This window comes from Duganella sp. CF517 (genome assembly GCF_900110275.1).
GTDB lineage: Bacteria > Pseudomonadota > Gammaproteobacteria > Burkholderiales > Burkholderiaceae_D > Rugamonas.
Window position 1 is genome coordinate 337,411 of sequence record NZ_FODC01000005.1, and the last position, 19,970, is coordinate 357,380.

Sequence of the window (19,970 nt, forward strand, 5' to 3'; positions counted from 1 at the left end):
ATAAAACCTAAGGCTAAATTTTTAATCCAGCCTTAGGTCATTCGACTTTTGTATTTTCGTTTTATCGAAGTCTTTCCAAGGGAAATATCAAAAAATTTCTTAAAATTATTACTTATGCATAAATTATTATTTTGAAGATATATTTCGCGCATTGAGGTTACATTGTTGACCTTTCTTTCTGATAAGAGTTCTAAGGAATTTTTTGTATTCCGGCTCACCGTGCGAGCAAGAGCCAGGATGCGGTCGAGAGCAATCCTGTGAACAATCCGGTCAACACCGCCGTCAAAACGGTCCGCACGGCGGAGTTCTCTCCTAGTCTGCCCATTTTGGACACTGCAGCCTCGGCTTCCAATACGGCCTGCTTCCACGACGTAAGCGCCCCCTCCATTTGTATTTTGAACTGCGTATTTTGATCGCGGCTGCGCTGCTCGATCTGTTCGATCTTCCTGACGCTTGATAAGGTCTCCTGGGTCAATACTGCCATCGCCTTTGCCAACGGCTCCAGCAGGGACGCCAATTCGTCCACGCTGCTCAGCTTCGCCTCGCGCAGCGACTCGATCTGCTGATGCAGCGCCTGTACCCGCGCCTCGTTCGAAACAGCGGCCAACTGCTTCATGGTCTCGGTTTTTGACATAACCCACTCCTCGCTTTGCCAGCCCCATGGGACTGTATGCTTTTCCAAGATCGCTGCCCTTCATCATTACGCCGTCAAGCAAGTAGGACAGGCCAGATAATTTGGTTCCACCCAGCTGTGTCACAGGCACTAGCCGTATGCCGGCCGCCTGCAGCCGCTCGGCGTAATCAGTGAAGCTGTAGCACCGCTCCGCCGCGCTGTCGCACAGCTGCTGCAAGCGCTGGCGTGTGGATGGCAAGCCCGTGCGCAGGCCCTCCTCGATTTCGCCCTTGGTGGGCGCGTGGCGCTTGGCCTCAATTGAAGGTCTCACCTGGCGCAATTTGAAATCACGCTCGATGACCCGCATTAGCACTTCATGCCGTCGGTAATCGTGGCTGTCGGACGTGACGCCGCCATCGAAGCGAATTCGGTTCACCAGCAGATGGATGTGTGGATGCTCGGTGTCGGTGTGGCGCGTTACCAGATACTGGTTGTTCTCCAGCCCCATGCCGCGCAAGTAACGCTGGGAGATCTGCTGCCACTGCGCCTCGCTTATATCTTCACCGGGGGCGGCAGACAACGAGACATATAAGACTGCTTTGCCCAGCTTGGGCCGCAGCTTGCGGATCTCGCCAAACTCCTTCGCCAGCGCACGCGGCGTCGAACCGCCCATGTTGGTGTCGATCACGTGGGCTTTGTCCTTGGCCAGATCATATTCGAGCGCGCCGCGAAACCCTCGCCCCTTGATGGCTTTAGCGATCATCAACACTGTCCTTTACGCCAAGAAGGATAAGCCGCAGGCACTGCGTTTCGGCCAGCAACTGCTCCAACAAAACTGTCGCGACGTTCACACGTTCCCCCTCGTTAGCGAGGCGTGTGAGCTGGTTGAGATTTGCCGCAAGCCGTGCCAGTTCGGCGTACTGCTCACGGTTGATCGCAGCCACTGGTGGCGGCGGCAGGCGACGCGATAAGGCAGCTGCGCGCAGCCACTGGGCAGGCTTCATCTGCATCGACGCGGCGCGCTCGCGTAGCAGCGCATATTCGGCAGCAGATACACGCACGCCGATGGTCACTGCGCGCAAGTCGGCGGGGTCGCCTTTGGGGCGACCTCCTTTGGCGTAACGTTTTGGCAGTTCGGAATTCATCGTGGACCTCGCCGAGGTTGGCAAGCAAAGCGCGCCCGGCCCCGCAGGGCAAGCCACGTTTGAGCGAAGCGAAAACATGGCTTGCTCCTCACCGGCGGCGCGCACTCCTCCACTGTAGTCAACGAAAGTCAGCGCAGACTGAGCCGCGTCAAGCGGCACCTGCCATTTCTGTAGTGCACAATCCGTCAGGAAAGCCGCTGGCGTGGACAAGGTGCATCAACGCTGCGCACGAAACAATGCAATATCGCGGGCAGGAAACAACAAGCGCACTTTCCTGATCGCAGCATTGTGCAGCCTCATGAGCTCGCTGATTTCAAAGCCGTAACGTCGCCAACCTAGCGCTGCATCAAGGGTGCGCCATGTCGAGGACCTACCTTAGACGAAATTGAATCGGCACTGGAGGCCACTATGGGTACCAATCAACCAATTCCTGGAACCGGCCGCGTGATGCGCTTGCGCGAGGTACTGGCGCTCTGCGGCATGTCGCGTGCTACCTTGTATCGCGAGGTTAAACTGCGGGGATTTCCTGCCCCTGTCAAACTATCGGCACGCTCGGTCGGCTGGCTAGAGGACGACGTCATGACATGGCTGGCGGAGCGTATTGCCCAGCGCGGACACGCTTATGGCCGAGTTGAGCAAATCAAGCCTCCGAACTGACGGATTAGCGCCAATGGTCCCTGCTCAGTGGAGCGGCCGGGACGACCTCGCTGCCGATCCGCAGTTTGTCGAGGTAGTCGGCCCAGCGCTGCATCATCGCCTTGCGCGCTGGTAGATGTGCAGTGCGGTTGTAAGCGCGGCCATTCGGATCGATCACACGATGCGCCAGTTGGTGCTCGATCAGGTCTACGCGCTCTTCAAGCACTTCGTCCAGTATCGTACGCGCCATGGCCCGGAAGCCATGCGCCGTCATTAGCTCTTTGGGGAAGCCCATGCACCGTAGCGCCACGTTGATCGAGTTTTCGCTCATGCACAGTTGATCGCTGCGCAGGTTGGGGAACACGAACTTTGCATGACCCGTGACGCGATGGACTTCGCGCAATATTTTGACTGCCTGCGTGGACAGCGGCACCATGTGCTGCATCTTCATTTTCATCTTGGATGCGGGAATTCGCCACTCTGCCGCGTCCAGATCGAATTCCTGCCACTCTGCGCCGCGCAACTCACCGGGACGCACAAACACCAGCGGCGAGAGTTTTAACGCCGCCACGACCACGATATGGCCTTCGTATGCATGAATGGCGCGCATCAGTGCCGCAACTTCTTTCGGCTCGGTCAGTGCAGCGTAGTTCTTGCGCGGCACCGCCATCAATGCGCCCTTCAGGTCGGGAGTAACGTCGCGCTCCGTCCACCCAAGCGCCACGCCAAAGCGCAATATCTGGCCGCACACCTGCCGGATGCGATGGGCCGAATCAATCGCGCCCCTGGCTTCCACGCGCTGGATAATCGCCAGGATGTCGCGTGGCTTAATTGTCTCCACCGACATCTCGCCGATGAACGGGAACAGGTCATGCTCAAGCCACGACAGCACCTTCTCCTGCGTGCGTGGGCCACGGGTGACCGCCATCTTGGTCCACCAGGTTCGCGCCAGCGTTTCGAACGTCCGGGATTCAACTTTGACTGGTTTAGGTTGCAACATCCTAGTACTCGGATGGGGATCGACGCCTGCCCGCAACTGCTTGCGAGCGTCCGAACACCGCTCGCGCGCATCTGCTAGCGATACTTCCGAATAAATGCCGAACGGGATGGTTTTCTGTTTGCCTTCAAACCGGTAATTCATGCGCCAATACTTGTTTGACGCGGTGACCAGCAGGTACAAGGCGCGTCCATCGTGGTATTTATCGCCACTGGGCTTGCCAGAATGATGAAGTTTTCGAATGAAAATGTCTGTGAGCGCCATGACGAGCTCCTCCGTGACAGACGTTGAGGGACTAGCGATTCTTGGGGGACAAGAGCTATTCCCCATCCCCCAATCGGCTGAAATCCCATGCTACGTCAGTGGAAACCACGAGACAACAAAAAACCCGCGCTCCCTATGAGAGAGGCGGGTTTCGAGACTTCTTGACACTTTTTACTGCTGAGTTCTGGTGCCGCTTGCCGGAATCGAACTGGCGACCTTTTCATTACGAATGAACTGCTCTACCAACTGAGCTAAAGCGGCGAAGTCGCACATTCTAACAAATATTTCTTACTGCACGCTAGCCCTAAACCAATAAATTTTAGCCATGCTGCAAAAATGTCATTGCTTTGTGCGCCGAACAGGCTAGAAACGGCCCAATCAGCCCTGATGATAGCCCGTCACCACCGCCACCTCATCGCGCGAACCCAAGAACACCGGCACGCGCTGATGCAGCTTGTGCGGCTGGATGTCCATGATGCGCTGGGTGCCGTCGGTGGCCGAGCCGCCCGCCTGCTCGACGATGAAGGCCATCGGATTCGCCTCGTACATCAAGCGCAGCTTGCCCGGCATCGACGTGTCGCGCGTATCGGCCGGGTACATGAAGATGCCGCCGCGGTTCAGGATGCGGTGCACGTCGGCGACCATCGAGGCCACCCAGCGCATGTTGAAGTTGGTGCCGCGCGGGCCGTTTTCGCCTTCGAGCAGCTCGTCGACATAACGCTTGACCGGCGCGTGCCAGTGGCGAGCGTTCGACATGTTGATCGCGAATTCCTTGGTCTTGGCCGGGATCTTCATGTCGCGCTGCGTCAGCACCCACGAACCCATTTCGCGGTCCAGGGTGAAGCAGTTGACGCCATTGCCGGTGGTGAGCACCAGCATGGTCTGCGGGCCGTAGACGGCGTAGCCGGCGGCGACCTGCTTGGTCCCCGGCTGCATGAACGCTTCCTCGGTCGGCTCGCCCATGCCTTCCGGCGCCTTCAGTACCGAGAAGATGGTGCCGATCGAGACGTTGACGTCGATGTTCGACGAGCCGTCCAGCGGGTCGAACGTCAGCATGTACTCGCCCTTCGGATAGCGGTTCGGGATCGGGTGGATGGTTTCCATCTCTTCCGACGCCATCGCCGCCAGGTGGCCGCCCCATTCATTCGCTTCGAGCAGGATCTCGTTGGAGATGATGTCGAGCTTTTTCTGCACTTCGCCCTGGACGTTTTCCGTGTCGGCGGTGCCGAGCACTTCGCCCAGCGCGCCCTTGCCCACGGCGTGGCTGATGGTCTTGCACGCGCGCGCGACCACTTCGATCAGCAGACGCAGTTCGGCCGGGATCGTGTTGTTCTGGCGCTGTTCTTCGACCAGGTATTGAGTGAGGCTGATGCGTTTCATGGTTTCCCTTGTGATGAAATATAAATCGTTTAAATCGTTGTCAGTCCGCGAGCGCCTTGGTCACCACTTCAAGCACGTCGTTCGAGAGCTTGGCGCGGGCCGCGACCTTTTCCAGCGCGCGCTTCATCTTGGCCTGCAGCGCCGGGGCGTATCGGCGCCAGCGGTCCATGCCGCGCGCCAGCCGCGCGGCGACCTGCGGGTTGATGGCGTCAAGCTTGATCACGTGCTCGGCCCAGAATTCGTAGGCGCTGCCGTCGGCGGCGTGGAACTGCGACGGATTGCCGCTGGTGAAGTTGAAGATCAAACTGCGCGCGCGGTTCGGGTTCTTCAACGTGAAGGCCGGGTGCTGCATCAACTTGCGCACGCCGGCGACGCCGGTGGTCGGCGCCGATGCCTGCATGGCGAACCATTTGTCGACGACCAGCGCTTCGCCCTGGAAGTCTTCGTAGAATTTCTTCAGATACGGGCCGGCTTCGGCGCCGCTGTGGATCATCGCCACCAGCGCGGCCGAGCGGTCGGTCATGTTGCCGGCCTTTTCGAACTGCTGCTGCGCGAGCTTGAGCTCCGCCATGTCCGGCGCCACCATCAAGTACGACAGGCACAGGTTCTTCAACGCGCGCCTGCCGGCCGACAGCGCGTCCGGGCTGTACTCGCCCGGCGTCTGGTTGGCGTGGTACTGCGCCAGCAGCTCGGTCTTGAGCGCGGCGCCGATGGTGCGGCGCATGAACTGGCGCGCGGTGTGGATCGCCTGCGGATCGACCACGTCCATCTGCTCGGCGATGATGGTTTCCGACGGCAGGATCAAGGCCAGCTCGCGGAACGCCGGGTCGAGCGTGTCGTCGGTCAGCAAGGTGCGCTGGGCGCTGATGAAGGTGGCGTCCAGTTTCAGGCCGGCGTCGCTGCCGCCGGCGGCCGCCACTTGCGCGGTCAGCTTGAGCAGGCGCGCCATCGCCAGGCGCTGGCCCGCTTCCCAGCGGTTGACCGGGTCGCTGTCATGGCTGAACAGGTGCAGCAGTTCGGCGTCGGTGTAGTCGTATTCCAGCACCACCGGCGCCGAGAAGTCGCGCAGGATCGACGGCGTCGGACGTTCGTCGACATTGCGGAAGCGGAAAATCTGCTCCTGCTCGGTCAACTCCAGCACCACCGTGGTGGCGCCCTTGGCGTGCTTGCCGCCCTCCAGGGTCAAAGGCAGGTCCTTGCCGCTGGCCGACAGCAGGCCGACCGCCACCGGAATATGGAACGGCAGCTTGTCCGGCTGACCGGCCGATGCGGTCGAGCGCTGGCTGAGGATGATGTCGAAGTTGCGCTTGACGGCGTCGTAGCGCGTGCGCGCGGTGACCACCGGCGTGCCGGCCTGGCTGTACCAGCGCTCGAACTGGCGCAGGTCGCGGCCGTTGGCGTCGGCCATGGCGGCGCGGAAGTCGTCGCAGGTCACCGCCTGGCCGTCGTGCCGCCCGAAGTACAGGTCCATGCCCTTGCGGAAGCCTTCGCGGCCCACCAGGGTTTGGTACATGCGCACCACTTCGGCGCCCTTTTCGTACACGGTCACCGTGTAGAAGTTGTTGATCTCGACGAAGGAGTCGGGACGCACCGGGTGCGCCATCGGGCCGGCGTCCTCGGGAAACTGCGCCTGGCGCAGCGTGCGCACCTGGTCGATGCGGGTGACGGCGCGGCCGCTGTCGGTGCCGATCATGTCGGCGCTGAATTCCTGGTCGCGGAACACGGTCAGGCCTTCCTTCAGCGACAGCTGGAACCAGTCGCGGCACGTGACGCGGTTGCCGGTCCAGTTGTGGAAGTACTCGTGGCCCACCACCGCCTCGATGCCGGCGTAATCGACGTCGGTCGCCACGCGCGGGTTGGCCAGCACGAACTTGGTGTTGAAGATGTTGAGGCCCTTGTTCTCCATCGCGCCCATATTAAAGTCGCCGACCGCGACGATCATGAAGCGGTCCAGGTCCAGCTCCAGGCCGAAGCGCTCCTCGTCCCAGCGGATCGAGTTTTTCAGCGATTGCATGGCGTAGTCGGTCTTGTCGAGGTTGCCGTCCTCCACCCACACCTGCAGCAGCACTTCGCGGCCGGAGTTGAGCGTGTATTTCTCCTCCTGGCAGACCAGGCGCGCGGCGACCAGCGCGAACAGGTACGACGGCTTCTTGAACGGGTCTTCCCATTTGGCGTAGTGGCGGCCGTCGCCGAGGTCGCCCTCCTCGATCAGGTTGCCGTTCGACAGCAGCACCGGATACGCGGCCTTGTCGGCGCGCAGCATGACGGTGTACTTGGCCATCACGTCCGGGCGGTCCGGGAAATAGGTGATGCGGCGGAAGCCTTCGGCCTCGCACTGCGTGAAAAAGTTGCCGTTCGATACGTACAACCCGGACAAGGTAGTGTTTTGCACCGGCGCGCACAGCGTTTCGATCTCCAGCACCACGGTGTCGGGCGCCTTTTTGATCGTCAGCGTCGAGCCGTCGAGCTTGTATTCGGTCGGCGCCAGCGCCTTGCCGTTCATGCGCAGCTGCACCAGTTCGATTTCCTCGCCGTGCAACACGATGTCCCGGCTCAGGCTAACCGGATTGTGCCGCATGGTGACGCGGCTGGCCACCACGGTGCGGTCGGGGTCGAGATCGAAGCCCAGTTCAACCGTATCGACCAGGAAAGCTGGAGGGGTGTAATCTTTGCGATATATCGTCGCGGGGCTGCTATCTGTGCGCATGGGGGCTCTGGGTGGACGTAGGCAAAAGCCTATTTTACCAATACCAGCGCCAGCGGACGTGTGAATCGCCCGCGGCGGCCATGGCCGGGACCCGGTGCGCCAAATAAGTTGCCTTAAATAAGTTGCTTGTGTCCACGCTGCCGTAACAATCTGTAATAATCGTGCAAGGTCCGGGGCTGCGTCGTAAACTTAGCACTGGAACATACCGTCTTACCTGAGAGGGCACCACCATGAAATATCTCGCCGTCCTGGCGACTGCCGCCGTCATGCTGTTGACCGGCTGCGCCACCACCATCCGCAGCAACGTCACCGCCTTCAACGACTGGCCGGCCGACCTGCCGGACAAAACCTATGCCTTCGAAGCGCCGCAAGGGGCCGACGACACGCTGGAATACCGCAGCTACCAAGTTCTCGTGAGCAATGAACTGGCCAAGCTGGGCTTCCGCCAGGCCGCCGAGGGCCAGCAGCCGAAATTGCTGGTGGGAATGAAATACGTGACCATCGACCATCCGGTGCGCGTGCTGGAAGCGGACGATCCGTTCATGGGCCCGTATTGGGGTCCGGGTTACGGCCGCTACGGCTGGGGTTACTCGCGCTGGGGCTATCGCCCGTATTTCTATGATCCGTTCCGCTTCAGCCCGATGCGCATCGAAGAACGCATCAAGCACCAGTATCAGCGCCAGCTGCGCGTCACCATCAACGGCACGACCGGCCGCAAGCTGTACGACGTGACGGTGCAAAACACCAGCCTGATCCAGGCCACGCCGTATGTGATGCCGGCGCTGGTGCAAAGCGCGTTCACCGGCTTCCCCGGCCAGAGCGGCGTGCCGCGCCGGGTCGACCTGAAGATCGATCCGGCCACGCAGACGGTCGAAGCCCCGGCGGCGGTGGCCGGACAGGCCGCGCCGGCCCGGACCAACTAACCGGTCTTTTCAAAGAAAAAGCCCCTGTGTGCCGAAGCACACAGGGGCTTTTTTTCAACCGCGACCAGAATTACTTGGTGGCGATTTTGGCGGCTTCTTTCAGGTCGCCGACTTTTTCTTGTACTTTGCCTTCGGCCTGCTTGCCCAGGCCTTTGGCTTCTTGCTCTGGCGAGTCGATCAGATCGCCGACTTCTTCCTGAATCTTGCCGCCGATGTTTTTCAGCTTACCTTCGATTTGGTCTTTGTTCATGATGTTGCTCCTGATTGGTGCAAACCGGAATGGCTTGGCTTGAGACACAGAATACTAAGGCTGAGCTAACTCATCTGTACGCTTGCGTACTTAACTGCCATCGTTGGATTTTTTTACTCAACAAGACGCTAACCGTCGAGTTCGCTGATGTACACTGCGTGCGTGCCACTAGCCCAGCCCCCGCGAGACCGCACAACTTTTTATTGCGAAATCCGTCCCCGGTCTTTGGAGCTTTATGGAAACACACGATCACAGCGCGCCGACAACGGCGGGCGCCGACGCCTCGCGCCGGCAAGCCCACCTGTCGATATTCGAAAACAGCCCCGATTGCGTCAAGCTCCTCGGCGTCGATGGCAGCCTGCTGGCGATGAACGTCAACGGCCAGTGCGTGATGGAGATCGATAATTTTGGCGCCGTGTGCGGCGAGATGTGGCCCAGCCTGTGGCCCGAGCCGACCCGCGAACAAGTCAGCCAGGCCATGGCCAACGCCCGCAATGGCAGCATCGGCCACTTCGAGGCGTTCTGCCCCACCGCCAAAGGCACGCCCAAGTGGTGGGACGTGGTCGTCAGTCCCCTGCTCGGCAGCGACGGCTCGCTGCAAGGGCTGCTGTCGATCTCGCGCGATATCACCCGGCAGCGCCAGGCGGACGAGCGCGAACGCAAGCTGATGAACCAACAGGCCGCCGACCACGACCGCATGTGGCGCTTGTCCACCGACTTGATGCTGGTGGCCGATTTCAACTCGCAGGTCGTCTCCGTCAATCCGGCCTGGACCACGATCCTCGACTACCAGGCGGCGGACATCATCGGCCGCGACTTCATGACCCTGGTGCATCCGGACGACCGCGCCGCCACGCTCAACGAGGTGGGCCGGCTGGCCAGCGGCCTGACGACCTTGCGCTTCGAAAACCGCTACCGCCACGCCGACGGTTCGTGGCGCGACATTTCCTGGACGGCCGTGCCGGACGCCGACCTGATCCACGCGGTCGGGCGCGACATCACCGACGAAAAGCGCGCCGCCGAAGCGCTGCGCGAAACCGAATCGGCGCTGCTGCAGGCGCAAAAGCTCGAATCGATCGGCAAGCTGACCGGCGGCGTCGCCCACGACTTCAACAACGTGTTGCAGATCATCTCCGGCAACCTGCAACTGCTGCAATTGTCGGCCGGCGCCGACGAGGCGACCATGAAGCGCCTGACGACGGCCACGGTGGCCGTCGACCGGGGCGCGCGGCTGGCCTCGCAGCTGCTGTCGTTCGCCCGCCGCCACCCGCTCAAACCGGTGGTGGCCGACCTGCGCGAGCTGCTCGGTTCGATGGACGACTTGCTGCAACGGGCGATCGGCGACTCGGTCGCGGTCGAACTGGCGGTCGACAACGACCTGTGGCGCACGCTGATCGACCCCAACCAGCTGGAAAACGTGCTGCTCAACCTGGCGATCAACGCGCGCGACGCCATGGACGGCCGGGGCAGGCTGACCATCGAGCTGCGCAACGCCGAGCTGGACGCGGCCTATTGCGCCGGCTACCCGGAGGTCGGCGCCGGCCAGTACGTGATGCTGGCCGTCTCCGACACCGGCTGCGGCATCCCGGACGATCTGGCCGACAAGATCTTCGAGCCGTTCTTCACCACCAAGCGCGAGGGCGAAGGCACCGGCCTGGGCCTGAGCATGGCCTACGGCTTCATCAAGCAAAGCGGCGGCCACATCAAGCTGTACAGCGAAGTCGGCCACGGCACCACGTTCAAGCTGTATCTGCCGCGTTCGATGGCGGAGCTGGAAACCTTGCCGGCGGCGCTCAACGGCCCTGTGGTCGGCGGCAACGAAACGGTGCTGGTGGTCGAGGACGACCTGCAGGTGCAGGAGACGGTGGTGGAAATCCTCAAGGGCCTCGGCTACACGGTGCTCAAGGCCGCCGACGGCCAGAGCGCGCTATCGATCATCGACAGCGGCCTGCCGATCGACTTGCTGTTTACCGACGTGGTCATGCCCGGGGAGCTGCGCAGCCCGGACCTGGCGCGCCGCGCCAAGGCCATCCTGCCGGGGCTGGAGATCCTGTTCACGTCCGGCTACACGCAAAACGCCATCGTGCATGGCGGCCGGCTCGACGCCGGGGTCGAGCTGCTGAGCAAACCTTACCGGCGCGAGGATTTGGCGCGCAAGATCCGGTTCATGTTCGCCAACCGCCAGCATGTGGAATCGCTGCACCGCGACCGGTCGAGCATGAAAACGGCGCCCGCGCAGCCGGCCGAGGGACGCCGGCGCAGTATTTTGCTGGTCGAGGACAACGAGGATGCGCGCATGCTGACGGCCGAACTGCTGGAGTCGCTCGGGCACGTGGTCGACTCGGTCGGATCGGCCGAGGAAGCCTTGCAGCGCATCGAGCGCGGGGATATCGATGTGCTGCTGACCGACATCAGCCTGCCTCGCATGTCGGGCATCGAGCTGGCGGCCCAGGCGCGCGCCGATCAACCCGAGTTGGACATCGTGTTCGTCAGCGGGCACGACAAGGACAACGCCGGCTTGTCGGACGCGTCGGCCAAGTTTTTGCTCAAGCCGTTCAATTTCGCGCAGCTGGAAAACGCGCTGGGCTGACGCCGGCGCGTTTTTTCTATACGCCGGAATGCCGCTTCAAATACATCGGCATCAGCCACCAGACGACGGCGATCAACGCCGCCATGATGCCGGCCATGATCACGCCCACCCTGCCCCCGAACACTTCCGAGATCACCAGATCGGTCCCCAGCACCAGCGCGATCGCCAGCGCGAACGAACCGGCCACGATCTGCTTGGTCGCCACCCGCTTGAAGCGCGCCCGGTCCTTCAGCGGCCGCATCAGGCGGTGCTGGATCGCCGGCGCGCTCAGTAGCACCAGACTGGTCAAGGCCAGGAAAAACGTCGCCAGGAACAGCAGCTTTTCCGTATGGTCGATATGCGCGAAACCGGCGTTGAACGGCAGGATGATCAGGAAGGCGGACAGCATCTGCGCGCCCGGCAGCAGGATGCGCATTTCACTGAGCATGTCGGAGAAGTCGCCGTCGTCGTCCTCTTCCTCGTCGCGCAGCTGCTTGCCCTTGACCTTGTCCTCCTCGAAAAGGCTGCCGCTCATGGCAGGACGATCGTCGAGCCGGTGGTCTTGCGCGCTTCGAGATCGATGTGCGCCTGGGCCACGTCGGCCAGGTTATACCGCTGCCGCACGTCGATCTTGACCGCGCCGCTGTTGACGACGCCGAACAGCGACTTGGCCGCCGCCTCCAGATCCTCGCGCGTGGCCATGTACGCCCCCAGCGACGGCCGCGTGATAAACAGCGAGCCACGGTTATTCAACTCGCTCAGCGCCACCGGCGGCACCGGGCCGGACGCGTTGCCGAAGCTGACCATGGTGCCGAGCGGCGCCAGGCAGTCCAGCGAGGCGGTGAAGGTATCCTTGCCGATCGAGTCGTACACCGCGCACACGCCCTTGCCGCCGGTGATCTCGCGCACCCGCTCGGTGAAGTTCTCGCGGTTGTAGTTGATCACGTGGTCGGCGCCGTTCTCGGTCGCCAGCGCCGCCTTCTCGTCCGAGCCGACGGTGCCGATCAACGTCACGCCCAGCACCTTGGCCCACTGGCAGGCGATCAGGCCGACCCCGCCGGCGGCCGCGTGGAACAGGATCGTGTCGCCCGCCTTCAGGTGCACGGTGCGGTGCAGCAGGTACTGCACCGTCAGCCCTTGCAGCATCATGGCGGCGGCGATGTCGAAACCGATCTTCTCCGGCAGCACCAGCAGCTGCGACGCCGGCATGTTGCGCGCTTCGGCGTAGGCGCCGTTCGGCCGCCCGGCATAGGCCACGCGGTCGCCGACCTTCACTTCGGTCACGCCCTGGCCCACCGCCTCGACGGTGCCGGCGCCTTCCATGCCCAGCCCGCCCGGCAGCGGCTGCGGATACAGGCCGGTGCGGAAATAGACGTCGATGAAATTCAGTCCGATGGCGCCGTGGCGCACCTGCGCCTCGCCCGGGCCGGGCGGCGGCAGGTCCACATCCACCAGCTCCATCACTTCCGGGCCGCCCACGCGGTTGATACGAATTGCCTTGGTCATCACTGCCTCCATTACACGAGTGTCAGAGTGTAGCGCGCCTCAGGCGGCCGCAGCGCGCAACTGCAGTTGCGACAACACCAGATGCGCCGACGAGACATTGGTCGCGCACGGCGTGTTGTGCACGTCGCACGCGCGCACCAGCGCGTTGATGTCCGGCTCGTGCGGCTGCGGCGTCATCGGATCGCGCAGGAAGATCACGCAATCGATCTCGCCCTGCACCAGCATCGACCCGATCTGCAAGTCGCCGCCGAACGGCCCGGAGTGCTTGCGGTCCACCTCCAGCCCCAGCTCGTTGATCAGGCGCCCGCCCGTGGTGCCGGTGGCAACCAGGTTGCAGGTCGACAGGAAGGCGCGGTATTCGCCGGCCAGCAAAATCATGTCGTCTTTTTTCTTGTCGTGGGCGATCAGGGCGATGCGGGTTTTCATAGCGTTATCCATGTATACGGTTTATCCAGTTTTATTTTTTACTCTTGGACAGCAGATAAATCCCGGCGATCACCAGCGCGGTGCCGGCCAGTTGCCAGGACGTGACGGGTTCGCCCAACAGCAGCGCGCCCAGAAACAAGGTCGATACGGGGCCGATCATCCCGGCCTGCGAGGCGGCGCCGGCGCCGATGCGCTCGACGGCGGCCATCGTCATGAACACCGGCATCACCGTGCACAGGATGCCGTTGACCAGCGACAGGCCGTACACCTGCACCGGCTGCACCAGCGCCGACGCCGGCCGCAGGATGAAAAACTGGGCGATGCAGGCCACGCTGGAGACGCACATCGCGTACGACACCAGCCGCAGCGCCCCCAGCCGCTTGACCATCTCCCCCGACAGCAGCAGGTAGACGGCGTAGGCGGCGGCCGATCCCGTCACCAGGGTCGCGCCCAGCGCGACGTTGGCGCCGCCGTTGCCCAGGTCGTGCAAGAACACGAACACGATGCCGCAGTAGGAGGTCAGCAGCGCCAGCCACTGCTTGCCGCTGATGTGCTGCTTGAGCAGCGTGGCGCTGATCAGCAGCACGAAGGTCGGCGTCAGGAACAAAATCAGCCGCTCCAGGCCCACCGTGATGTACTGCAGCCCGAGGAAATCGAGGAAACTGGACAAATAATAGCCGACCAGCCCCAGGCCGATCAGGCGCCAGCGGTCGGCCTTCGACAGCGGCGCCGCGCCGCGCATCTTCCACACGGCGACGGCGGCGAACACCGGCAGCGAAAAAATCATCCGGAACGCCAGCACGGTGACGGCGTCGAGGTCGTAGCGGTAGAGCAGCTTGGCGACGATGGCCTTGGTCGAGAACAGCACCGCGCCGCCGATGGCGATTCCCAGGCCGCCCAGGTAGGCGGCGCGGGGGGAGCTGCCGTCGGGGTCGACATTCGTTATGCTTTTGTCCATCCCTCGATTGTAAGGCCAAACAGCCCCGGCCGCAGAGGGCGGCGGTTTTGGCGCCCTGCCTTATGTTAAAATACCGCCCTCACCGCATAGCAACGACTATCGCCAACCCCGAACAAAACCGCGCCGAAGGAAGACTGAACATGGCTGGACACAGCAAATGGGCCAATATCAAGCACAAAAAGGCCGCTACCGACGCCAAACGTGGCAAGATCTGGACACGTCTGATCAAGGAAATCACCGTGGCCGCGCGCATGGGCGGCGGCGACATCCAGACCAACCCGCGCCTGCGCTTGGCGGTGGACAAGGCGGCCGACGCCAATATGCCGAAGGATAACGTGCAACGCGCGATCACGCGCGGCACCGGCGGCGAGGACGGCGCGGCCTACGAGGAAGTACGCTACGAGGGCTACGGCATCGGCGGCGCGGCCATCATCGTCGACTGCATGACCGACAACCGCGTGCGCACGGTGGCCGAAGTGCGCAACGCCTTCAACAAAAACGGCGGCAACATGGGCAACGAGGGCTCGGTGGCCTTCATGTTCAAGCATTGCGGCCAGTTCCTGTTCGCGCCCGGCACCAACGAGGACGCGCTGATGGAAGTGGCGCTGGAAGCCGGCGCCGAAGACGTGGTCGCCGATGAGGAAGGCGGCTTCGAAGTGCTGTGCGGCCCGCACGACTTCGCGACCGTCAAGGATGCGCTGGAGGCGGCCGGTTTCAAGGCCGAAGTGGCCGAGATCATCATGAAGCCGGCCACTGAAACCGTCATCACCGGCGACAACGCCGTCAAGATGCAAAAACTGCTGGACGCGCTGGAAGCGCTGGACGATGTCCAGGAAGTCTATTCCAACACGCTGATCGAAGACTGAGGATTTATGAAAATATTGGTAGTCGGCTCCGGCGGCCGTGAACACGCGCTGGCATGGAAATTGGCGCAATCGGAACGCATCCAGATGGTCTACGTCGCCCCCGGCAACGGCGGCACCGCGCGCGATTCGCGCCTGGTCAACGTCAACATCACCGATCTGCACGAACTGGCGACCTTTGTCGAGCAGGAGCACATCGGCCTGACCGTCGTCGGCCCGGAAACCCCGCTGGCCGGCGGCATCGTCAACCTGTTCCGCGCCCGTGGCCTGAAGGTCTTCGGCCCGACCAGGGAAGCGGCGCAGCTGGAGTCGTCGAAGGACTTCGCCAAGGCGTTCATGCAGCGCCACGGCATCCCGACCGCCAAATACCAGACCTTCTCGGACGTGGCGCAAGCGCACGCCTACATCGACGCCAACGGCGCGCCGATCGTCATCAAGGCCGACGGCCTGGCCGCCGGCAAGGGCGTGGTGGTGGCGCTGTCGCTGGAAGAAGCGCATCAAGCCGTCGACGACATGCTGGCCGATAACCGCTTCGGCGACGCCGGCGCCCGCATCGTCATCGAGGAATTCCTGGCCGGCGAGGAAGCGAGCTTCATCGTCATGTGCGACGGTAAAAACGTGCTGCCGCTGGCCACCAGCCAGGATCACAAGCGCCTCAAGGACAACGACGAAGGCCCGAACACCGGCGGCATGGGCGCCTACTCCCCTGCCCCGATCGTCACGCCGGCGATGCACGCCCGCGTGATGCGCGAGATTATCAACCCGACCATCGCCGGCATGGCGAAGGACGGCATCGTCTTCACCGGCTTCCTGTACGCCGGCCTGATGATCGACGCCGCCGGCAATCCGCGCACGCTGGAATTTAACTGCCGCATGGGCGACCCGGAAACGCAGCCGATCATGTCGCGCCTGAAGACCGACCTGGTGACGGTGATGGAACACGCCGTCAACGGCACCCTGGACACGGTCGAACTGGAGTGGGACCGCCGCACCGCCGTCGGCGTGGTGCTGGCAGCCGCCGGCTACCCGGACGCGCCGCTCAAGGGCGCCGTGATCGAAGGCATCCCGGCCGAGACGCCGGAATCGGTGACCTTCCACGCCGGCACCGCCGAAGTGGGCGGCCAATTGCAGGTGACCGGCGGGCGCGTGCTGTGCGTGGTCGGCCTGGCCGACAGCGTCAAGCTGGCGCAAAAGCAGGCCTACGAGGTGGTCGACCAGATCTCCTTCGAAGGCATGCAGTGCCGCCGCGACATCGGCTGGCGCGGGCTGAAACACTAACAACATGCTGTCCGCCCCGAATCCAGCGGCCGTCAAGGCCTTCCTGCTCGATCTGCAGGCCCGCATCGTCGACACGCTCGAAGCGCTCGATGGCAAGGCCTTCCTGCGCGACGAGTGGGAGCGCCCCGAGGGCGGCGGCGGGATTTCGCGCCTGGTCGAGGAAGGCAACGTCATCGAACGCGGTGGCGTGAACTTCTCGCACGTGCTGGGCGCCAGGCTGCCGCCGTCGGCGTCGGCGATGCGTCCCGATTTGGGCGGCAACCCGTGGGAAGCGATGGGCGTGTCGCTGGTGATCCACCCGCGCAATCCGTACGCGCCAACGGTGCACATGAACGTGCGCTTCTTCACCACCACCACCGTCAACGGCGAGCCGGCGTGGTGGTTCGGCGGCGGTATGGACCTGACGCCTTATTACGGCGACAAGGAAGACGTCAAACACTTCCACCAGAGCTGCCACGACGCGCTGGCGCCGTTCGGCGACGACCTGCACGCGCGCTACAAGAAGTGGTGCGACGAGTATTTCTACCTGAAGCACCGCCAGGAGGCGCGCGGCGTCGGCGGCATCTTCTTCGACGATTTGAACGAACAAGGCTTCGACCGCAGCTTCGCGCTGATGCAAAGCGTGGGCGATTCGTTCCTCACGGCCTACCTGCCGATCCTGGAGCGCCGCAAGGACACGCCGTACGGCGAGCGCGAACGCGATTTCCAGGCTTACCGGCGCGGGCGCTACGTCGAATTCAATCTGGTGTTCGACCGTGGTACCCTGTTCGGCCTGCAGTCGGGCGGCCGCACCGAGGCGATCCTGATGTCGATGCCGCCGATCGTCAAATGGCGCTATCGCTGGGAACCGGAGGACGGCACGCCGGAAGCGGCGCTGTACACCGACTTCCTGCCGCACCGCGACTGGCTGGCCGCGTGACAAAGGCCATGGCACAGCGGGTTGCACTGCTGGGCGGCAGCTACGATCCGGTCCATTACGGTCATATCGCCCTCGGCGCCTATTTCGCGCAATTGCTGCAAGTGGACCAGCTGCGCGTGATCCCGGCCGGCCTGCCGTGGCAAAAAGCCATGCTCAAGGCGACGCCGGAACAGCGCGCCGAGATGGTGGCCATCGCCTTCAAGGACCAGCCGTTCGACGTCGCCATCGATATGCAGGAAATCGAGCGCGCCGCCAAGGGACTGCCGACCTACACCATCGAGACGCTGCGCCTGGTGCGCGCCGAGCTGGGACCGGACGCCTGCATCGCCTTCGTGATGGGCGCCGACCAGCTGCAGCGGCTCGACACCTGGAATGAATGGCAGGCGCTGTTCGACTACGCCCATATCTGCGTAGCGGCCCGCCCTGGCTTCGACATAGGCGCCGCCGGCCTTCCGCCGGCGGTCGCCGCGGCGTTCTCCAGCCGTTTGGGAACGCCTGAACAAATCCGCAACACGCCGCACGGTCTGACTTATCTGGCACAAGACTTCGCGGTGGATATCTCCGCCACCGAAATACGTGCGGCATTACAACGGGGGGAACAGGCAAACTCGCTTATCCCGCCGCTAGTGCTAGACTATATTGAACAACACAATCTATACAAAAGCTAAATGGACATCAAAAAACTGCAATCCCTCGTCGTTGACGCCCTCGAAGACGTCAAGGCACAAGACATCACGCTGTTCGACACCACCCACCTGACCAGCCTTTTCGACCGCATCGCCATCGCCTCCGGTACCTCCAACCGCCAAACCAAGGCGCTGGCCGCCTCGGTGCGCGACAAGGTCAAGGCCGCCGGCGGCGACGTCTACGGCATGGAAGGCGAGGACACCGGTGAATGGGTGCTGGTCGACCTGGGCGACATGATCGTCCACATCATGCAGGCGCCGATCCGCGCCTACTACCGCCTGGAAGAGATCTGGGGCGACAAGCCGGTCAAGCTGGGCGCGGCCAAGCGCAAGTCGACCAAGGAAGGCGAGGAAGCCGACGAGCCGAAGAAAATCTCCAGCCACCTGGCCGCCGGCAAAAAAGCCGTCGACGCCTCGCCGGTGATCGAGAAGAAGACCCCGGCCCGCAAAGCGGCCGCCGCCAAACCGGCCGCCGAGAAGAAACCGGCCGCCAAGAAGGCCGCCATCCCGGTCGGCAAAACCATCAAGGTCGGCAAGACCAAGAGCGCCGTCGCCTCGGCCGAAGCGCTGAAAGCCCTGCCGCCGAAGCCGAAAGCGCCGAAGGCGGCCAAGCCGAAAGCGGACGAAGCGCCGGCCAAGACGGTCATCAAGCGTATCAAAAAAGTCGCAGAGTAAGCGTCCATGCAGCTGATCATCGCTGCGGTCGGCCATAAAATGCCGTCCTGGATCGAAACGGGCTTCGCCGAATACGCCAAGCGCATGCCGCCGGAACTGAAGATCGTGCTCAAGGAAATCAAGCCGGTCGACCGTTCGGGCAGCAAGACCGCCGCCACCGCGATGGCGCTCGAACGCGAGCGCATCGAGGCGGCGCTGCCCAAATCGGTGCGCATCATCGCGCTCGACGAGCGTGGCAAGGACCTGACCTCGGTCGGCCTGTCGCAGCAGCTCGAGGCGTGGCAGCAGGACGGGCGCGACACCGCCTTCCTGATCGGCGGGGCCGACGGCCTCGATCCGGAGCTCAAGGCGCGCGCCGAAGGCCTGATCCGGATTTCCAGTATGACGCTCCCTCATGGTATGGTACGGGTATTGTTGGCCGAACAACTGTATCGCGCCTGGTCGATCACCCAGAACCATCCTTACCACCGGGTTTGACGGCGTCAGAAAATATCACATGAAACTGGTCGAAAAAAAGATCTACCTCGCCTCTAAAAGCCCGCGCCGGCGCGAACTGCTGCGCCAGATCGGCATCGATTTTGAACTGCTGCTGCTGCGCGCCGACGGTCCGCGCGGCGCCGACGTCACCGAAAACGTCATCGACGGCGAAGCGCCGCTCGACTACGTGGCCCGCGTGGCCCAGGAAAAAGCCGCCTTCGGCTACAACCTGGTGCAGCGCCGCCACCTCAAGCCGCGCGCCGTGCTCACCGCCGACACCACCGTCACCATCGACGGCCAGATCCTCGGCAAGCCGGCCGACCGCGCCGAAGCGAACGCCATGCTCACGCAGCTGTCCGGCCGCACCCACCAGGTGCTGACGGCCATCGCCGTGCATTCGGCCGACTTCACCGGGCAAATCACGCAAGTGTCGGAAGTGCGCTTCGGCGTGCTGTCACCGGCCGCCATCACCGCCTACTGCGCCACGCTCGAACCCTACGACAAGGCCGGCGGCTACGGCATCCAGGGCCCGGCCGCGCAATTCATCGAGCATATCTCCGGCAGCCATTCGGGCATCATGGGCCTGCCGCTGTACGAGACCGCGCAGCTGCTGCGGCAGGCGGGTTTGCCGCTGCCGTAAGTGGCGTGTATGATCAGTCTTCACATAGCCACAGAAGCCGCGCCAGCCGGCCGCCGAG

At 63.0% G+C, this 19,970-nt stretch carries 20 protein-coding genes, 1 tRNA gene and 1 pseudogene; 10 read left to right on the forward strand and 12 right to left on the reverse strand.

Annotated features, from left to right (window positions below; genetic code table 11):
- Nucleotides 1–214: 214 nt before the first annotated feature.
- The 3 genes and pseudogenes from BMX85_RS31590 to mobC form a co-directional block, all read right to left on the reverse strand.
- The gene (locus tag BMX85_RS31590) at nucleotides 215–634 is read right to left on the reverse strand and encodes an IncQ-type mobilization protein MobB (RefSeq protein WP_373923988.1); all 420 of its coding nucleotides are present in this window, start codon (nucleotides 632–634) and stop codon (nucleotides 215–217) included.
- A gap of 328 nt (nucleotides 635–962) precedes the next feature.
- Nucleotides 963–1,376 (reverse strand): annotated as a pseudogene (locus BMX85_RS31595) (relaxase/mobilization nuclease domain-containing protein); the annotation flags it as partial.
- Nucleotides 1,366–1,758, reverse strand: coding sequence for a plasmid mobilization protein (gene mobC / locus BMX85_RS20835; protein WP_090323864.1), 393 nt, complete (start codon nucleotides 1,756–1,758; stop codon nucleotides 1,366–1,368). The pseudogene BMX85_RS31595 and the gene mobC, both read right to left, overlap by 11 nt.
- Nucleotides 1,759–2,166: 408 nt before the next feature.
- On the opposite strand from mobC, the gene BMX85_RS20840 reads away from it, so the two are divergent.
- Nucleotides 2,167–2,415 (forward strand): helix-turn-helix transcriptional regulator, encoded by a 249-nt coding sequence (locus tag BMX85_RS20840; RefSeq protein WP_090323166.1) that lies wholly within the window; start codon nucleotides 2,167–2,169, stop codon nucleotides 2,413–2,415.
- A 4-nt stretch (nucleotides 2,416–2,419) separates the two neighbouring features.
- On the opposite strand, the gene BMX85_RS20845 is transcribed toward BMX85_RS20840, so the two are convergent.
- The 4 genes from BMX85_RS20845 to pepN form a co-directional block, all read right to left on the reverse strand.
- Nucleotides 2,420–3,655, reverse strand: coding sequence for a tyrosine-type recombinase/integrase (locus BMX85_RS20845; RefSeq protein WP_090323169.1), 1,236 nt, complete (start codon nucleotides 3,653–3,655; stop codon nucleotides 2,420–2,422).
- A gap of 185 nt (nucleotides 3,656–3,840) precedes the next feature.
- Nucleotides 3,841–3,916: transfer RNA gene (locus BMX85_RS20850), tRNA-Thr, on the reverse strand.
- A gap of 117 nt (nucleotides 3,917–4,033) precedes the next feature.
- Complete coding sequence (locus BMX85_RS20855; RefSeq protein ID WP_090323171.1) at nucleotides 4,034–5,035, reverse strand: class 1 fructose-bisphosphatase; 1,002 nt, start codon at nucleotides 5,033–5,035, stop codon at nucleotides 4,034–4,036.
- 40 nt (nucleotides 5,036–5,075) lie between these two features.
- Nucleotides 5,076–7,742 carry an aminopeptidase N gene (gene pepN / locus BMX85_RS20860; RefSeq protein ID WP_090323174.1) on the reverse strand — a complete coding sequence of 889 codons (2,667 nt, stop codon included), beginning with the start codon at nucleotides 7,740–7,742 and terminating at the stop codon, nucleotides 5,076–5,078.
- A gap of 230 nt (nucleotides 7,743–7,972) precedes the next feature.
- Here pepN and BMX85_RS20865 point away from each other — a divergent pair, with 230 nt between their 5' ends.
- Nucleotides 7,973–8,665, forward strand: coding sequence for a DUF4136 domain-containing protein (locus BMX85_RS20865; RefSeq protein ID WP_090323177.1), 693 nt, complete (start codon nucleotides 7,973–7,975; stop codon nucleotides 8,663–8,665).
- Nucleotides 8,666–8,735: 70 nt separating this feature from the next.
- Here BMX85_RS20865 and BMX85_RS20870 read toward each other — a convergent pair whose 3' ends face one another.
- A complete protein-coding gene (locus BMX85_RS20870; protein ID WP_090323179.1) occupies nucleotides 8,736–8,915 on the reverse strand; it encodes a CsbD family protein in 180 nt (59 codons plus the stop codon).
- A gap of 235 nt (nucleotides 8,916–9,150) precedes the next feature.
- On the opposite strand from BMX85_RS20870, the gene BMX85_RS20875 reads away from it, so the two are divergent.
- On the forward strand, nucleotides 9,151–11,505 hold the full coding sequence (locus tag BMX85_RS20875; RefSeq protein WP_090323181.1) for a hybrid sensor histidine kinase/response regulator: 2,355 nt from the start codon (nucleotides 9,151–9,153) through the stop codon (nucleotides 11,503–11,505).
- Nucleotides 11,506–11,521: 16 nt separating this feature from the next.
- On the opposite strand, the gene BMX85_RS20880 is transcribed toward BMX85_RS20875, so the two are convergent.
- Genes BMX85_RS20880 through BMX85_RS20895 form a run of 4 tightly spaced genes read right to left on the reverse strand, consistent with a single transcriptional unit; the run spans nucleotide 11,522 to nucleotide 14,374 of the window.
- A complete protein-coding gene (locus tag BMX85_RS20880; RefSeq protein ID WP_090323184.1) occupies nucleotides 11,522–12,019 on the reverse strand; it encodes a DUF6328 family protein in 498 nt (165 codons plus the stop codon).
- Nucleotides 12,016–12,990 carry a quinone oxidoreductase family protein gene (locus BMX85_RS20885; RefSeq protein ID WP_090323188.1) on the reverse strand — a complete coding sequence of 325 codons (975 nt, stop codon included), beginning with the start codon at nucleotides 12,988–12,990 and terminating at the stop codon, nucleotides 12,016–12,018. Before BMX85_RS20885 ends, BMX85_RS20880 begins: the two co-directional genes overlap by 4 nt.
- Nucleotides 12,991–13,029: 39 nt before the next feature.
- Nucleotides 13,030–13,416, reverse strand: coding sequence for a methylglyoxal synthase (locus tag BMX85_RS20890; protein ID WP_090323191.1), 387 nt, complete (start codon nucleotides 13,414–13,416; stop codon nucleotides 13,030–13,032).
- Nucleotides 13,417–13,447: 31 nt separating this feature from the next.
- The gene (locus BMX85_RS20895; RefSeq protein WP_090323194.1) at nucleotides 13,448–14,374 is read right to left on the reverse strand and encodes a DMT family transporter; all 927 of its coding nucleotides are present in this window, start codon (nucleotides 14,372–14,374) and stop codon (nucleotides 13,448–13,450) included.
- Between the two features lie 140 nt (nucleotides 14,375–14,514).
- Here BMX85_RS20895 and BMX85_RS20900 point away from each other — a divergent pair, with 140 nt between their 5' ends.
- Genes BMX85_RS20900 through BMX85_RS20930 form a run of 7 tightly spaced genes read left to right on the forward strand, consistent with a single transcriptional unit; the run spans nucleotide 14,515 to nucleotide 19,912 of the window.
- On the forward strand, nucleotides 14,515–15,240 hold the full coding sequence (locus tag BMX85_RS20900) for a YebC/PmpR family DNA-binding transcriptional regulator (protein ID WP_090323197.1): 726 nt from the start codon (nucleotides 14,515–14,517) through the stop codon (nucleotides 15,238–15,240).
- Between the two features lie 6 nt (nucleotides 15,241–15,246).
- Nucleotides 15,247–16,515 carry a phosphoribosylamine--glycine ligase gene (gene purD / locus BMX85_RS20905; RefSeq protein WP_090323200.1) on the forward strand — a complete coding sequence of 423 codons (1,269 nt, stop codon included), beginning with the start codon at nucleotides 15,247–15,249 and terminating at the stop codon, nucleotides 16,513–16,515.
- Nucleotides 16,516–16,519: 4 nt separating this feature from the next.
- The gene (gene hemF / locus BMX85_RS20910) at nucleotides 16,520–17,434 is read left to right on the forward strand and encodes an oxygen-dependent coproporphyrinogen oxidase (protein WP_090323202.1); all 915 of its coding nucleotides are present in this window, start codon (nucleotides 16,520–16,522) and stop codon (nucleotides 17,432–17,434) included.
- Between the two features lie 8 nt (nucleotides 17,435–17,442).
- Entirely contained in the window at nucleotides 17,443–18,102 is a 660-nt protein-coding gene (locus BMX85_RS20915; RefSeq protein WP_090323205.1) for a nicotinate-nucleotide adenylyltransferase, read from the forward strand.
- Nucleotides 18,103–18,795 (forward strand): ribosome silencing factor, encoded by a 693-nt coding sequence (rsfS, locus tag BMX85_RS20920; RefSeq protein WP_090323208.1) that lies wholly within the window; start codon nucleotides 18,103–18,105, stop codon nucleotides 18,793–18,795. It begins immediately after the preceding gene.
- A gap of 6 nt (nucleotides 18,796–18,801) precedes the next feature.
- Nucleotides 18,802–19,272 (forward strand): 23S rRNA (pseudouridine(1915)-N(3))-methyltransferase RlmH, encoded by a 471-nt coding sequence (gene rlmH, locus BMX85_RS20925; RefSeq protein ID WP_090323211.1) that lies wholly within the window; start codon nucleotides 18,802–18,804, stop codon nucleotides 19,270–19,272.
- A gap of 19 nt (nucleotides 19,273–19,291) precedes the next feature.
- Nucleotides 19,292–19,912, forward strand: a complete 621-nt coding sequence (locus tag BMX85_RS20930) for a Maf family protein (RefSeq protein WP_090323215.1) — start codon at nucleotides 19,292–19,294, stop codon at nucleotides 19,910–19,912.
- Nucleotides 19,913–19,970 lie beyond the last annotated feature (58 nt).